General features: G+C 58.2%; 16 protein-coding genes. 15 read left to right on the top strand and 1 reads right to left on the bottom strand.

The features are described from left to right. The first annotated feature begins 9 nt into the window (after positions 1 to 9). On the top strand, positions 10 to 312 hold the full coding sequence (locus FPJ27_RS36900) for an HNH endonuclease signature motif containing protein (RefSeq protein ID WP_343300722.1): 303 nt from the start codon (positions 10 to 12) through the stop codon (positions 310 to 312). Between the two features lie 376 nt (positions 313 to 688). Here the strand turns inward: FPJ27_RS36900 and FPJ27_RS08130 are convergent, their stop codons facing one another. Then, positions 689 to 1,288, bottom strand: a complete 600-nt coding sequence (locus FPJ27_RS08130) for a hypothetical protein (protein WP_175960147.1) — start codon at positions 1,286 to 1,288, stop codon at positions 689 to 691. A 140-nt stretch (positions 1,289 to 1,428) separates the two neighbouring features. On the opposite strand from FPJ27_RS08130, the gene FPJ27_RS08125 reads away from it, so the two are divergent. From FPJ27_RS08125 to FPJ27_RS08060, 14 genes are all read left to right on the top strand, one after another. Continuing rightward, on the top strand, positions 1,429 to 1,812 hold the full coding sequence (locus FPJ27_RS08125; RefSeq protein WP_175960146.1) for a TerS protein: 384 nt from the start codon (positions 1,429 to 1,431) through the stop codon (positions 1,810 to 1,812). Then, a complete protein-coding gene (locus tag FPJ27_RS08120) occupies positions 1,809 to 3,398 on the top strand; it encodes a terminase TerL endonuclease subunit (RefSeq protein WP_204422565.1) in 1,590 nt (529 codons plus the stop codon). The genes FPJ27_RS08125 and FPJ27_RS08120 overlap by 4 nt, the downstream gene beginning before the upstream one ends. Positions 3,399 to 3,462: 64 nt before the next feature. Continuing rightward, positions 3,463 to 4,011, top strand: coding sequence for an HK97 family phage prohead protease (locus tag FPJ27_RS08115; protein WP_239483259.1), 549 nt, complete (start codon positions 3,463 to 3,465; stop codon positions 4,009 to 4,011). A gap of 9 nt (positions 4,012 to 4,020) precedes the next feature. After that, positions 4,021 to 5,355: a phage major capsid protein gene (locus FPJ27_RS08110; RefSeq protein WP_156529985.1), complete on the top strand. Its 1,335-nt coding sequence runs from the start codon at positions 4,021 to 4,023 to the stop codon at positions 5,353 to 5,355. 59 nt (positions 5,356 to 5,414) lie between these two features. After that, positions 5,415 to 5,585: a hypothetical protein gene (locus tag FPJ27_RS08105; protein ID WP_155633547.1), complete on the top strand. Its 171-nt coding sequence runs from the start codon at positions 5,415 to 5,417 to the stop codon at positions 5,583 to 5,585. Next, positions 5,582 to 6,922, top strand: coding sequence for a phage portal protein (locus FPJ27_RS08100; RefSeq protein WP_204422564.1), 1,341 nt, complete (start codon positions 5,582 to 5,584; stop codon positions 6,920 to 6,922). Before FPJ27_RS08105 ends, FPJ27_RS08100 begins: the two co-directional genes overlap by 4 nt. Continuing rightward, complete coding sequence (locus FPJ27_RS08095) at positions 6,915 to 7,205, top strand: head-tail connector protein (protein ID WP_204422563.1); 291 nt, start codon at positions 6,915 to 6,917, stop codon at positions 7,203 to 7,205. Before FPJ27_RS08100 ends, FPJ27_RS08095 begins: the two co-directional genes overlap by 8 nt. After that, positions 7,202 to 7,576, top strand: a complete 375-nt coding sequence (locus FPJ27_RS08090; RefSeq protein ID WP_204422562.1) for a phage head closure protein — start codon at positions 7,202 to 7,204, stop codon at positions 7,574 to 7,576. The genes FPJ27_RS08095 and FPJ27_RS08090 overlap by 4 nt, the downstream gene beginning before the upstream one ends. After that, the gene (locus FPJ27_RS08085) at positions 7,569 to 7,925 is read left to right on the top strand and encodes a DUF3168 domain-containing protein (RefSeq protein WP_204422561.1); all 357 of its coding nucleotides are present in this window, start codon (positions 7,569 to 7,571) and stop codon (positions 7,923 to 7,925) included. Before FPJ27_RS08090 ends, FPJ27_RS08085 begins: the two co-directional genes overlap by 8 nt. Continuing rightward, positions 7,925 to 8,362 carry a phage tail tube protein gene (locus tag FPJ27_RS08080; RefSeq protein WP_204422560.1) on the top strand — a complete coding sequence of 146 codons (438 nt, stop codon included), beginning with the start codon at positions 7,925 to 7,927 and terminating at the stop codon, positions 8,360 to 8,362. Before FPJ27_RS08085 ends, FPJ27_RS08080 begins: the two co-directional genes overlap by 1 nt. Before the next feature lie 148 nt (positions 8,363 to 8,510). Continuing rightward, positions 8,511 to 8,846 carry a hypothetical protein gene (locus tag FPJ27_RS08075; RefSeq protein WP_204422559.1) on the top strand — a complete coding sequence of 112 codons (336 nt, stop codon included), beginning with the start codon at positions 8,511 to 8,513 and terminating at the stop codon, positions 8,844 to 8,846. 330 nt (positions 8,847 to 9,176) lie between these two features. Next, complete coding sequence (locus FPJ27_RS08070; protein WP_175960139.1) at positions 9,177 to 9,620, top strand: hypothetical protein; 444 nt, start codon at positions 9,177 to 9,179, stop codon at positions 9,618 to 9,620. Further along, the gene (locus FPJ27_RS08065) at positions 9,617 to 12,439 is read left to right on the top strand and encodes a phage tail length tape measure family protein (protein WP_239483258.1); all 2,823 of its coding nucleotides are present in this window, start codon (positions 9,617 to 9,619) and stop codon (positions 12,437 to 12,439) included. The genes FPJ27_RS08070 and FPJ27_RS08065 overlap by 4 nt, the downstream gene beginning before the upstream one ends. A gap of 65 nt (positions 12,440 to 12,504) precedes the next feature. Next, positions 12,505 to 12,780, top strand: coding sequence for a phage tail protein (locus tag FPJ27_RS08060; RefSeq protein WP_239483257.1), 276 nt, complete (start codon positions 12,505 to 12,507; stop codon positions 12,778 to 12,780). The last annotated feature ends 74 nt before the right edge of the window (positions 12,781 to 12,854 follow it).

Raw genomic sequence — 12,854 nt, 5'->3', positions numbered from 1 at the left:
GATTGAGCTATCCAGAAGATCACAAATAATTCTCGCCTCAGAGGCGAAGCAGGCGTTAAGCAACGCAGACGCATTAGACTTAGAGATAAGTACACTTGTCAGAATCCAGAATGCGGTATAGCTGTACGCATTGGAGAAGTAGACCACATCGTCTCTCTAGAAGATGGTGGAACTAATGATGATGCGAATATGCAATTGCTCTGCATAGACTGCCATAAGAAGAAAACAGCTACAGATAGACGTTATGTCTTGAAGTCCGGTAGCTCAGTAGACGGGTTGCCTACGGATAGCTTCCATCATTGGAACAGCTAGATTCCTCAGTGGCTACTCAGTGTAGCTACAGTGGTTACCTCAGTGATAACTACAGTGATTCTTATAGCGTATAAACTCTTATTTTCCTAAGAGCCAAAGCAACAGATGGGCTGTAGATTGCCTAATTTTTAAGCACCCTCGATAGATGAGAGTAATTCTCATTGGAGGCGGGGGTATGGCGATTTGCGGAAGCCTTTTCCGCCGACACCGGCGGGTCAGTGTCGAAATATCGCTAACTGCAAAAATTTCCGCCGATAACGCGGAGTCGCTCTAATCCGGTCCGTATTCTCAGCAGAGATGCGAGCATTGCGCCAGATATCCGGGTGCGGGCTGGATTTCTCCGTTGTGCGCGCACGCGTACACGCGCAGCCCAATATTAGGCAGCCTCTACTGCAGCCAGCAAATCCCCAATCTGACGGATCACAGTATCGTAGTAGGCTATCCCGGCTTCCGCTAACGCAATCGCGTCAAACCCGTCTACAGGCTTGCCTAGATGATACAGAGGCGGGAAATACTCTTTTCCGAACGCTGTGAACGTTGCGGGTATTACTCGACCGGCGCGAAATACCACCTCTGCCCCTCTCGGTGCGTCCAACACCATTCGGCCTGCCTTTAGCTCCATGTGCCGGATATACAGCCCCTGTGCCCCTTTAGGCGGATTGATCGCAAGGTGGCCCGGCTCGTCCCGCGTGATTTCCACTACCGCATGTTCTCGCGCATTTCGCGCCATGCGCAGGTACTCAAGCAACGGATCGCCGCCATCTCCAATCTTCTTGAAGGCATCACAGAACGTTGGATGTTCTTTGACTGTTGGGTACGGCTTCACACAACTCTGCGTGCAATGCCATGCACGGGAAAGGTCCGATAAAACACCGCCCCATGCCCTCTTAAACGCAGCGAACGTTTTTGCTCCGCGCATATCGTCCAGATGTGCCCGCGCATCTTCTAGGTCTTGCAGTGGCCGCGCAATTTTCATTGTCGTCTCCCAGTACTTCTGGCAATTCTACAGGCACCATCCACAACAAATTGAGAACTCGCTCCGATAGCACTGCAACCGCTGTAGCTGCTACCCAGGCCGTAGCATCCGGCCCAACCAAGCCCCCGGACCACATCCACTTGCGTGAAGGCGATTGGCCTTACTGGGATGCAATCGTGCAAGCCCGAGCGGCTACGACCTGGAACAACGCCGACTTAGCCCTTGCGGCAAATCTGGCCCGCACCCAAGCCGATATCTCCCGCCTCAGTCTCGAACTTGAGGACGAGGGGGACGTTCTGGAGAACGCGCGCGGTACACCGGTAGTGAACCCGAAGCACAACCTGCTGGAGACACTTACCCGCCGCGCAGTCGCCCTTTCCCGCGCCCTGCACGTCCATGCAGAGGCTACAGTAGGCCGCAGCCAAGACGCCGGAAAGAAGCTCGGCGCAGAGCAAGCAGCACGCGGAGCCATCCACAACGCATCTCAAGCAGACGACGGGCTAATCCCCGGTCTGACGCATTGAGGATTCGAGACCCTGTAAGCCCTGGCCCACTCAAACAGACAATCCCCCAGACACGCGGCGAGCGCGTAATTGCGTTCTGCGAGCGTTACCTCCGTGTTCCGGAGGGCGCACTCGTCGGCCAGCCGATCCGATTTGAGGAGTTCCAGCGAGAGTTCATTCTCTCGATCTACGATAACCCGCACGGCACACGCCGCGCCTACCTGAGCATTGCCCGGAAGAACGGCAAGAGCGCGGTTATCGCCTGTATCCTCCTCGCGCACCTGATTGGGCCAGAGGCAAAACTCAACAGTCAAATTGTCTCCGGGGCAATGTCCCGTGACCAAGCCGCCCTTGTGTTCAACCTCGCGGCCAAGATGGTCCAGCTTTCGCCGGAGATTGCACCTCTCGTCCGCATCAACCCGTCCGCTAAGAAGCTCGTCGGCCTACCGCTCAACGTCGAATACAAGGCGCTGTCCGCAGAAGCCAAAACGACACACGGCCTATCCCCAGTTCTCGCAATCCTGGATGAGATCGGCCAGATACGCGGCCCGCAAGACGACTTTATCGACGCGGTAACGACCTCCCAAGGTGCACACGCGGAACCGCTCCTAGTCGCGATCAGCACGCAAGCCGCGAACGATGCGGATTTGCTCTCGGTCTGGATCGATGACGCGCTAAAGAGCAACGACCCGCACATCGTATGTCGGCTCTATGCGGCGGACCAAGACGCGGAACTGATGGACCGCGCGGCATGGGCGGCAGCGAATCCAGCGCTCGGCGTGTTCCGTTCTGAGAAGGACGTAGAGGAACAGGCAAAGCAGGCCGTCCGCATGCCGTCCGTGGAAAACACGTTCCGCAACCTGATTCTCAACCAGCGCGTGTCCACGGTCGCCCCGTTCATCTCTCGGGATGTGTGGAAGTCGTGTGGCATGCAGCCGTTGGAATTCGAACCCGACACGCAGGTATTCGGCGGCTTGGACCTTTCGGCGCGCACTGACCTTACCTCCCTCGTCCTAATCGGCCGCATGGACGGCATATGGCAGACGCACGCGTATTTCTGGACGCCTGCCGAGGGCATCAAGGACCGAGCCAAGCGAGACCGCGCACCGTACGACGTATGGGCGCGTGAGGGATTCATTCGCACCACGCCCGGCCGCTCCGTCGATTACGAGTACGTCGCCCAAGACATTGCGGACATCTGCGCCGGCTTGAACCTGCATTCCATCGCCTACGACCGATGGCGTATTGACCTCCTCAAAAAGGAGTTCTCCGACATCGGCATAGACGCGGACACATCCGCTAAGGAAGGCGGCCGGTTGCCCCTTGTCCCACACGGGCAAGGTTTCAAGGACTTTTCTCCGGCGCTCGACGCGCTTGAGGTGGAACTCGTCAACGGTCGCATTGCGCACGGCTTATCGCCGGTTCTCACGATGTGTGCAGCCAACGCAATCGTCAACAGAGACCCGTCGGGAAACCGGAAGTTGGACAAGCAGAAGGCAACCGGCCGTATCGACGGCCTCGTCGCTATGGGTATGGCATTCGGGGCAACGGTTCTCGCAGCAAGTGACGTTGAGCCGGAGCGCACCTATCAATTCTTCGTTTTGTGAGGTCTGAATAGACAACAAGCTGTTCTCCGCTGTCGTAATCAAGTCAGTTAATGAGGACTCCCGTGTGTTTGAAGGGATTGCCTCAACGCCGACAGCGGACAGAGTAAACGACGTGGTAGAGCCTCTGGGCCTCACGTTCCAGAAAGAAACACCCCTCCTCCTCAATCACAAGATTGATCAGCCGGTAGGAACCGTTCAATTCGGCACGCCGACCGCAAAGGGTCTCCCGTTCCGCGCGCAGATTCCCAAGGTAGACGAGGAAGGTGAGGTAAAGCGCCGTACTGATGAGGCATGGCACAGCGTCAAGAGCGGCCTTATCAAGGGCGTCTCTATTCGCTTCCGCCCGACCGAATACGCCTACAAGGACGACGGGGGCATGCACTACAAGAAGGCGGATATCTCCGAGCTATCGCTCACTGCCATTCCGTGCAATCCCGAAGCGCTCATTACCGCGTTCAAGAGCCTTTCAGAAATTCCGGACACCGCTCCGATCACGCCAGAGGGTAACGCCAAAGGCAATCAAGCAGACCCGCCGACGAGCGCGGCAACAACCCAAGCAATCGAAACCGCGCCACGGGCCGCGCTCAAGCCCTTCTATTACCCCATTTACTAAGGATTACGTATGACTCTGGCACAACAAATCAAAGCACTTCAAGAGAAGATGGCGGCAGCGGTCGAGAAGCGCGACACCACGGTCGTTAAGTCGGCAACGGAAGGCGTCGCACTCACTGCGGAACAGTTCGCAGAAATCGACGGCATCAACGAAGCTCTCAAGGCCGACCAGAAGCAACTGGACGCGCTCAAGGAAACGGAGAAGTCGCTCGCCGCGCGTGCGGTCGCCGTTCCGAAGCAAGAGAACGAAATCAAGGTCACTGCAAAGTCTGCGGTGTCGGTCGAGACCAACGCGCCGAAGGGTTCGGCATTCACGCGTACGGCGATGGTTCTCGCAAAGGCTAATGGCAACCTCGCAGTTGCAAAGATGCTCGCAGAGGAGCATTACAAGGATGACGCCGTGGTTAACGGCATCGTCAAGGCGGCGGTATCCGCAGGCTCGACGCAGGTAGCTGAATGGGCCGGCAACCTGATTTATCCGGAAACGTACGCGGGCGACTTCATCGAACTTCTGTATCCGCAAACGATCCTCGGTCGGCTGAATCTCCGCAAGGTTCCGTTTAATGTCCGTATCGCTGGACAGAACGGCGGTACGACGGTCGGCTGGGTGGGCGAAGCCAAGCCGGTCCCGGTCACGTCGGCAAAGTTCAACGCGATCTTTCTGACGTGGGCCAAGGTCTACGCGATTGCCGCGTTCTCCGATGAACTTATCCGCTTTTCGAATCCGGCCGCCGAAGCGCTGGTGCAAGCGGACCTCCTCAAGGCAACCGCGCAAGGTCTGGACCGTACGTTCATCGGTAACGGCGCAGCCGTCGCGAACGTCTCGCCGGCCGGCATGCTCAACGGTGTAACCGGCGTGAAGGCGAGCGGCAACGAGGCGCTGCACCTTATCGCGGACATCCAGACCCTCACCGCCCCGGCAATCGCAGCGAACCTCGACCTCTCGCGCGCGCTTCTGGTCATGTCGCCGGCACGTGCACAAGCAATCGGCGCGATGCGTAACGCCCTGGGCGCGAAGTACTTCCCGGACATCAGCAAGGACGGCGGCACGCTGGAAAACTATCCGGTCATCACGTCGAACAACTGCCCCGGCGATCAAATCGTGTTCCTGATTCCGGACGAGGTGTACCTCTCGGAAGATGCAGGCCCGCAGATCGACATCACGCGTGAGGCGTCGATCATCATGGACAGCGATCCGGAAAACGCCACGACGGCCCCGGTCTCGATGTTCCAGAACAACATGGTCGCCGTCCGCATCGGCCAATTCATCAACTGGCAGAAGCGCCGCAACCTCGCGGCAAACGTCATCACGGGCGCTACCTACGGCTCGACCGTCACGCCGTAATCCAACATGCCCCGCCGTCTTCGGGGCCTCCTGTTCAACGCTTACCAACTCGGAGGGCTATGGCCCAATTCGTCACGGTGCAGGCCCTCCGGGATGCGCCGTTGCACCCTTCCATCAAAGAAGGCGAAAAGCGATCACTCCCGAAACCGGAGGCAGATTTTCTGATTGCGCTCGGTTGGGTGAAGCTCGCACCTAAACCCGGCCGCCCCAAGTCCAAGGACGCTGAATGAGAGTGTTCGGCTGGGACGTAACCAAGGCGCTCAAGTTCAAGAAGCGTCCCGCCGCGTCTGTTGGTGCATCGGCAATCGGTGCGCCCGGTTCTAATGGGTACATCCGCGAGCCGTATCCTGGCGCATGGCAAAAGAACCAAGCTCTAAGCACTCGCGACGGGATGCTGGCTAGCTCAGCCGTGTTCGCCTGCGTGGACCTCATCTCGTCGGACGTTTCGAAGTTGCGTATCAAGTACGTAAAGTTGACGGACGGCGTATGGCTAGAATCCAGCGCGCCGCGCTTCACGACTGTACTACGCAAGCCGAACCACTATCAAACGCGACAGCAGTTCGTTAAGTCGTGGCTCGCAAGCAAGCTGACGCACGGCAATACCTACGTTCTTCTCAACCGGAACAACATGGGCGGCATCGTCTCAATGGACGTGCTAAACCCCAAGTACGTTGTTCCTCTCGTTGCGCCTGATGGTTCGATTTTCTATCAGGTCACGATGTCCCCGCTTATGGTCACTCCGTTGGAGACCTTCGTGGTTCCTGCGCGCGACATCATCCATGATCGGGGTATCACGTCGTGGCATCCGCTCGTAGGTATGACGCCGATTGCGGCGTGCGCCGGGTCGGCCGTTCTTGCTAGCAGCATCACGAACAACTCCGCCGCGTTCTTCTCGAATGCGGCTCGTCCTTCCGGCGTGCTGTCCGCTCCGGGCGCAATCTCGGAACCGACCGCCCAGCGGCTTAAGAAGCAGATGGACGAGTATAGCGGTATGGGCGCAGGCGGCACGCTGGTTGCCGGTGACGGCCTTGTGTACAACCCCATGACGATGACCGGCTCCGACGCGCAAACCGTCGAACACCTCCAATGGACTGCACAGGACGTCGCCCGGTGCTTCCACGTACCCGGCCATAAGATCGGCTTGGATACCGGCTCACGCACAGCGAATAGTTCCGCCATCTACGAGGCAATGTACTACTCCGACTGTCTGCAAGCCTATCTTGAGGCTATCGAGCTACTGCTAGACGACGCATTCGGCGTCCCCGATACAGTCGGATTCAAGTTCGATACGTCCGGTCTTATGCGAATGGACGAAGCCGCAATGCTGTCGGCCAACGCGCAATCGGTCGGTGCCGGGATCATGGCTCCGAACGAGGCACGCGCGCGGCAGGGTCTCGCACCGAAGGAAGGCGGCGATACGCCGTACATGCAGCAGCAGAACTACGCTCTCTCCGCTCTCGCCGGCCGCAAGCCGCCTGACGGGTCTGCAACTCCGGGGAACGAGAAACCCGCCGATCCCGAAGAACAACCGCCAGAGGAGGAGGAAGCCGCTACGGCCGATGAGTGACCTAATCACACTCGCGCAAGCAAAAGCACAACTGCGGATCACCGACACTGACAGCGACGAGGAACTTACAGGTCTCGTCTCAGCGGCAAGCGATATCGTCGTGGGCTACCTCAAAACGGTTGAGGCAGCAGCGTACACAGCCGACACCGTACCGCCTCGCGTGCGCACCGCAGTCCTCTTGGTCCTCGCCGCCCTCTACGAGGATCGCGAAGGGGCAAACGATCCGATTGGCCCCGCAGTCCAATCGCTCCTCATGCGCGACCGCGACCCGACCTTGGCATGAGGAACATCCCCACCAGACCAACACGGCGCATCGTAACCGGCGTCCGCGCCGGGACGCTCCGTAACAAGGTGTCCCTACAGCGTCGCACGTCCGGTCGCGATCCTGATACCGGGCAAGAGATTAACGCCTGGACGGAATACGCGTCTGTATGGGGCGCAATCCTCCAACTGAACGGGAAAGAGCGCATCACGGGCGGCACATCGGTAGACATTGGCTCCGCCAGTATCCGCATTCGCTATCGAGACGACGTGACAAACGGCGACCGCGCCATCGCTCAGGGCGTCATCTTCAATATCGCCTCCGTCCTGCCTAACGTGGCATCTCGCGAGTACACGGACCTCGTTTGCACAGAGAACGCGAACGATGGTTGAGTCGATCGTCTACAAGGCGCTCGCCGCTCTCGCCTCCGGTCAAGTCTATCCCGACGTTGCCCCCGCAAAAACTCCGGCTCCGTGGATCACATATCAAGTGGTCGGCGGGCAGGACTTCACGGGTCTAGACAACGAGCTACCGGACATCGAGAACGCCCGCGTTCAAATCAGCGTTTGGGCCAAGACTCGCAAAGAGGCCGCGCAGCTAATGCGGCAGGTAAAGCAAGCGCTGGTGAATCCGCGAATCAAGGGCGTCCCCATCGGCGGGCCTATCAGCAACTTCGAATCCGACACGCTCCTTTATGGGTCGTCTCTGGACTTCTCCATCACCTACAACACTGAGGTTTAATGGCAGAAAACACCGTATCTACGGCAGTCAACGCCCAAGGTACTAAGCTCGAATACAACACCGCAACGACCGGTGCGCCCACTTGGGCGAAAGTCAAAAACCTTACCGATCTTTCCGGCTTCAACGGCGCGGCAAACGTCATCGACGTTACCGACCTGGACAGCAAAGCGAAAGAGAAGCGGCTCGGCCTCCAAGACTGGGGCCAAGTAACGCTCACCATCAACACAAACCTTAAAGAACCTTCGCACTCCGCACTTCTGGCCGCGAAGAAAGCCGGTACGTCCATCGACTTCCGCGCGACTCTCTCGGACGGTTCCACTCTGGAATTCAGCGCATTCGTGAAGGATTTCCCCATCTCGGCCAAGGTCGATCAGGTTGTTACCGGCGCGGTCAACTTGGAAATTACCGGCGACATCACGGTCACTGTCGGTGCGTGATCGCGTAGACGAACTAGTGCGGCTCGCTATGGCGGAAGTCCAAGCGAATGCAGTGCCGGTAATCAACCGACTTATTCGCGAGGCGCAATCCGCGCCTGTCCCTATTGTCTGCAATTTTGATGATGGCTGCGAAAGCTGCCAATAACGCATGAACAAAGAACAAATCTTCGCAGCAATCGCCCCCGCCATCCATGAGGAGCCGATCAAAGCCCTCAGCGGCGCAAAACTGCGTTTCAAGGAACTCTCGGGCGACGCCCGCGAATCGCTGACCCGGAACATGGGCGATGACTTTAGCAACGCACGCTTTGAGGCGCTTATCGTGGTCTCGACGGTTGTTGACGACCAAGATTCTCCGATGTTCTCCCTCGATGACGTTGCGGCCCTCAAGGAATCGCGCGCAACGGCTGTTGCAGAAATTGCCGCCGTGTCCATGCGAATCAACAACATCGGTGCAGCAGCAGAGGCAGAAGCCGCAAAAAACTAAGGGCCAGCCCGGAACGCTTGATGTGGTTCCGGCTGGCAAAAGAACTCGGGATGTCTGTGAAGCGCGCTCAGGCGGAAGTATCCAGCGCGGAGTTTGGTGAATGGATAGCGTACTTCTCCATTGAACCATTCGGAGACCGCATCGCAGACCTTCGCGCGGGAACCATCGCTAGCGTTATCGCCAACGTCAACAGAACAGCTAACACACCCCCGCTCTTGCCTAGTCAATTCATGCCGTGGATCAGCACGCCGAAGGCGGCGGAGCCGATTCGCAGCGCAGAGGACATCGCGGCATCCGTTTTCGGGGTCAACCTTGCGGAGCTAAAGAAGAATGGCACGCGGAAAATCGTACTCCGTAGACAACCCAGACGCACTGGCTAACGAAATCGCCGCGCTTGATGCGACCGTTTCGGAATCTGTTCTACGCCAAGCCGCAGCGGCAGGCGTCACGGAAATCAAGAACGAAATCGCGGTTCGCGTTCCGCGCGAGTCAGGTGACTTAGCGTCCGGGTTGACAGTTACCTACGACCGCGAGAACAGCACGGCAGGTATGAACGCTACCTACCTTGCGCTGTTCGTAGGCGACACGAAATCACGCTGGAAAACTGGCGGCAAGTTGGCACGTAAAACCCTCGCGGCAATGCTGGAGGGTGGCAACTCGCGCATGCCAGCACATCCGTTCGTACGGCCCGCCTTCGAAGCTGTTAAGCAGCGTGCCGTAGATCGGACACGCGACACGATCCTTGCGGCACTGAACAAGAAAGGAGGTCCGTGAGCGGTAGCAACAATAACGTAACCGTACGCTATTCCGTTGATGCATCCGGCGCACAGGCGGGTATCGGCCAACTCCGTGCGGCAAATGCGCAGTTAAACGCGTCACAGGAAGAAGTACGGCGCAAACAAGAAGCCGTACAACGCGCGATGCAGGAAGCCGCCAGCAACGGCTACAACCTCACCGCACGCGAAGCAAAGAAACTCGTAGACCAGTACGACCGCCTCCAAGCGACAGCCGGTAAGACCCGCTTGGAAATGCTCAATCAGCAAGCCGCAGCGCGAGGCGTTACGCAAGCTTTCTCCGCCCAGGCCGCCGCGATCCAACAAGCTGCGCATGCGGCGCACTCATTCAGTATCAACAACTCCGCAGCGCGCCGCGAAATGCTCGTTCTCGCGCACGAAGCGTCTCAAGGTCAGTGGAAACGATTTGCCGGGTCCATGCTGGTGATGGCGGAGGCATCCGACGCACTGAGCCTGATTATGTCGCCGCTCGGCATGGGGCTTACTGCGGCAGCCGGCGCGGCTTTCCTGTTTGCCAAGCAGGTCTACGCGGGCTACGAATCGGCACAACAGTTCAACAAGGCGATCACGGCCACGGGCGGATACCTCGGCATGACGACGGAGCAAATGGTGCTCATGTCGAACCGCCTCCGCGACACGCACACATCCCTAAGTGACGTGCGGGAAGCAATGGCTGCTGTCGCGTCTACTGGCGCAGTTACGGGCGATAGTCTCGCGCTCGCGACGAAAGCGGCGCTTGCGATGTCGTCGGATATCGGTATCGGTTTCGACAAAGCCGCAGAGTCGATCGCCAAGATTCAGGACGACGTGCTTAAGTGGGTGTCCGAGTATCAGAAGGCGCACCACACGTTCAACGCCGCCCAGATCGAAGAAATTGAGAACTATGTCAAGGCTGGCGACAAGGCGGCGGCGTACAAGGCAATCCTTCGTGACCTAGCAGGGTCGCACGACGCTTTCGCATCGAACGCAACGCAGAACATCGGCGTCGTGCAGCGTTGGTGGAACTCGCTAATTGCGACCGTCAAGCACTACTCCGCTGCTGTTATGAACGTCGGCACGCCGGCCGGCACTATGGAGAAACTCCGCGCGCAGACGGAAGTAGTCGCCAACCTGCAAAAGACCATTCAGGACCAAGCGACAACGCATGGAAATAAAGCTGCCGTGTCGGCTTCCGTCATCGACGCGAATAAGCGTGAACTCGCGGTTGAACTGGCGAAGCTCAACGCACTCCGGGGTCAGTTAGACGCCGAAGAAAAGATGCGGCAATCGCGCGAGGGTGCAGCGAAAGGCGGAGACGCTGCTGTACGGGTCGGTGAATACCTCCGCTCGGACAAGTACGCGACGCCCAAGCAGAAGCATAGCCTCGAACTACAGCAGGAAAACGAGGCGTTCGCGAATGCAACGCGTGACCTGGACAAAAACTCCGCGAAGTACGAGGAAGCACTCAAGCGACATCAGGATAACGTCGCGCAAATCAACGAGTCATACGCGAACAAGAACCGCAAGCACGCCAGTGAGGGCGGACTCAATGCGGAACTTGCTCGCCTCGCCGGCATGAACCGGCTGATTGAGGCGGAGGCGAAGCGCTCGGAGGCATCCCTCAAAGCTCAACGCGACGCGGGGCTGATTGACTCGGAAACGTACTTTCAACGCCTGCACGACATCCAGGCAAAGGCACTCGATCAGCAGATCGCAAACGCCAAGCAGCGAGCGGACATCGCGTCAGCAAAGAAAGAGAAGTCCACCTACGAGACGGCCAACGCCGAATACCTCCGACTCGCAGAGGAGCGGCAGAAGATCGATGCGGACCTGACGGACGCGCTAGCGAAGTATCAGGCGCAGCGTGCAGCGAACGTCGCTAAGTTCTCGATGCAGGAGGCTACGGCACTTGGCGCGCAACTCAACCAGTATGCGGACACGTTCAACACGCGGAACATGCTGGCGGATGAGAAGGCCGTGTACGACGCTCGCGCCGCTCTGCGCGATCAGTTCGAACGCAAAGTTACATCGCTCAACGAGCAATACAGCAGCCCGAACGCTGACCAGAAAGAGTACCAGGAAAAGTTACTCCTCGCGGGCGACAGCTACCGAAAGCAAACGGAAGCGTTCGAGGAGAACCTACAGCGTCAGAAAGCAATCCGGGAATCGTTCGGGGAACAATTCAAGAAAGGTTACGCGGACCTCGTAGGTTCCTCGCAGACAACCGCAGAGGCGGTCGCAAGCGGATTCCGGGGCGCATTCGATTCGGTCAGTAACGCTCTGGATACGTTCATCACAACGGGCAAGGCTAGTTTTAGTTCCTTCGCTACGTCCGTTCTTGCTGACTTAGCAAAGATCGCGTTGCGGCAAGCCGAGATTGGGGTATTCAAGGCGATGGCTAGCTCATTCGGCTTTTTCAGCGATGGCGGCCCCGTTGGTCACTTTGCGTCTGGCGGCGCTATCAGCGGCCCCGGCACGGGGACTAGCGACAGTATCCCCGCGATGTTGTCGAACGGTGAATTCGTAGTCAACGCGGCGTCGACAAAGAAGTACCGCAGCCTGCTTGAGTCGATCAACTCCGGCCACATGGCGCACTTCGCGACAGGCGGTATCGCCGCAACACTCGCGCCCTCGCCTGCCGCTTCTAGCGGTTCCTCTCCGGTCTCTGTCCAAGTGAACAACCACGGCGGCGGAGGTTTGTCCGAGCAGGACGCGAAAGACCTACAGCAGTACGTCCAGTCTTGGATTGATATTCGAATGGAACAACGCATGCGAGAACAAGGGGGCTTCGCCTATCAAATGAAGTACGGGCAAATCTGACGTTGGCTTATCCGGTATTCACATGGTCACCGTTGCTGGATGTAACAGGCACAACGAAATTCGACGTGCTTGTCGCCCAGTTCGGGGACGGCTACAGCCAGCGCGCGCCGAACGGTATCAACAACGCCGCCGATGTGTGGCCCGTCACTTTCCGGAACGATGCAGTGACCATCGATGCAATCTATACGTTCCTCAAAGCAACTCGCGGTGCGCAGCGCTTCGAATGGACCCCGCCTCGCCGTACGAAAGGCGTATTTGTCTGTGATCCGCAAGGCATCTCGCGGCATCCCGAAGGCGGGAACGTATGGACTCTAACCGCGACATTTCAGGAGGTTTTCTAACACTTGCCTGTATTACAGAAGATCAACCTCGGCACAGCCCCGGAAGGAAAGGACGGAGATACTGTCCGATCAGG

Source organism: Burkholderia sp. MS455 (assembly GCF_016899445.1).
Taxonomy (GTDB): Bacteria; Pseudomonadota; Gammaproteobacteria; order Burkholderiales; family Burkholderiaceae; genus Burkholderia; species Burkholderia pyrrocinia_C.
The sequence above is the reverse complement of the archived record's forward strand: the minus strand, read 5'-3'. Positions and strand labels throughout refer to the sequence as shown.

Excerpts from the sequence above, each read along its gene's own strand:
- FPJ27_RS08090 (WP_204422562.1), top strand. The coding sequence starts at position 7,202 with ATGAGGAACATCCCCACCAGACCAACACGGCGCATCGTAACCGGCGTC.
- FPJ27_RS08085 (WP_204422561.1), top strand. The coding sequence starts at position 7,569 with ATGGTTGAGTCGATCGTCTACAAGGCGCTCGCCGCTCTCGCCTCCGGT.
- FPJ27_RS08080 (WP_204422560.1), top strand. The coding sequence starts at position 7,925 with ATGGCAGAAAACACCGTATCTACGGCAGTCAACGCCCAAGGTACTAAG.
- FPJ27_RS08110 (WP_156529985.1), top strand. The coding sequence starts at position 4,021 with ATGACTCTGGCACAACAAATCAAAGCACTTCAAGAGAAGATGGCGGCA.
- FPJ27_RS08075 (WP_204422559.1), top strand. The coding sequence starts at position 8,511 with ATGAACAAAGAACAAATCTTCGCAGCAATCGCCCCCGCCATCCATGAG.
- FPJ27_RS08105 (WP_155633547.1), top strand. The coding sequence starts at position 5,415 with ATGGCCCAATTCGTCACGGTGCAGGCCCTCCGGGATGCGCCGTTGCAC.
- FPJ27_RS08095 (WP_204422563.1), top strand. The coding sequence starts at position 6,915 with ATGAGTGACCTAATCACACTCGCGCAAGCAAAAGCACAACTGCGGATC.
- FPJ27_RS08100 (WP_204422564.1), top strand. The coding sequence starts at position 5,582 with ATGAGAGTGTTCGGCTGGGACGTAACCAAGGCGCTCAAGTTCAAGAAG.
- FPJ27_RS08130 (WP_175960147.1), bottom strand. The coding sequence starts at position 1,288 with ATGAAAATTGCGCGGCCACTGCAAGACCTAGAAGATGCGCGGGCACAT.
- FPJ27_RS08070 (WP_175960139.1), top strand. The coding sequence starts at position 9,177 with ATGGCACGCGGAAAATCGTACTCCGTAGACAACCCAGACGCACTGGCT.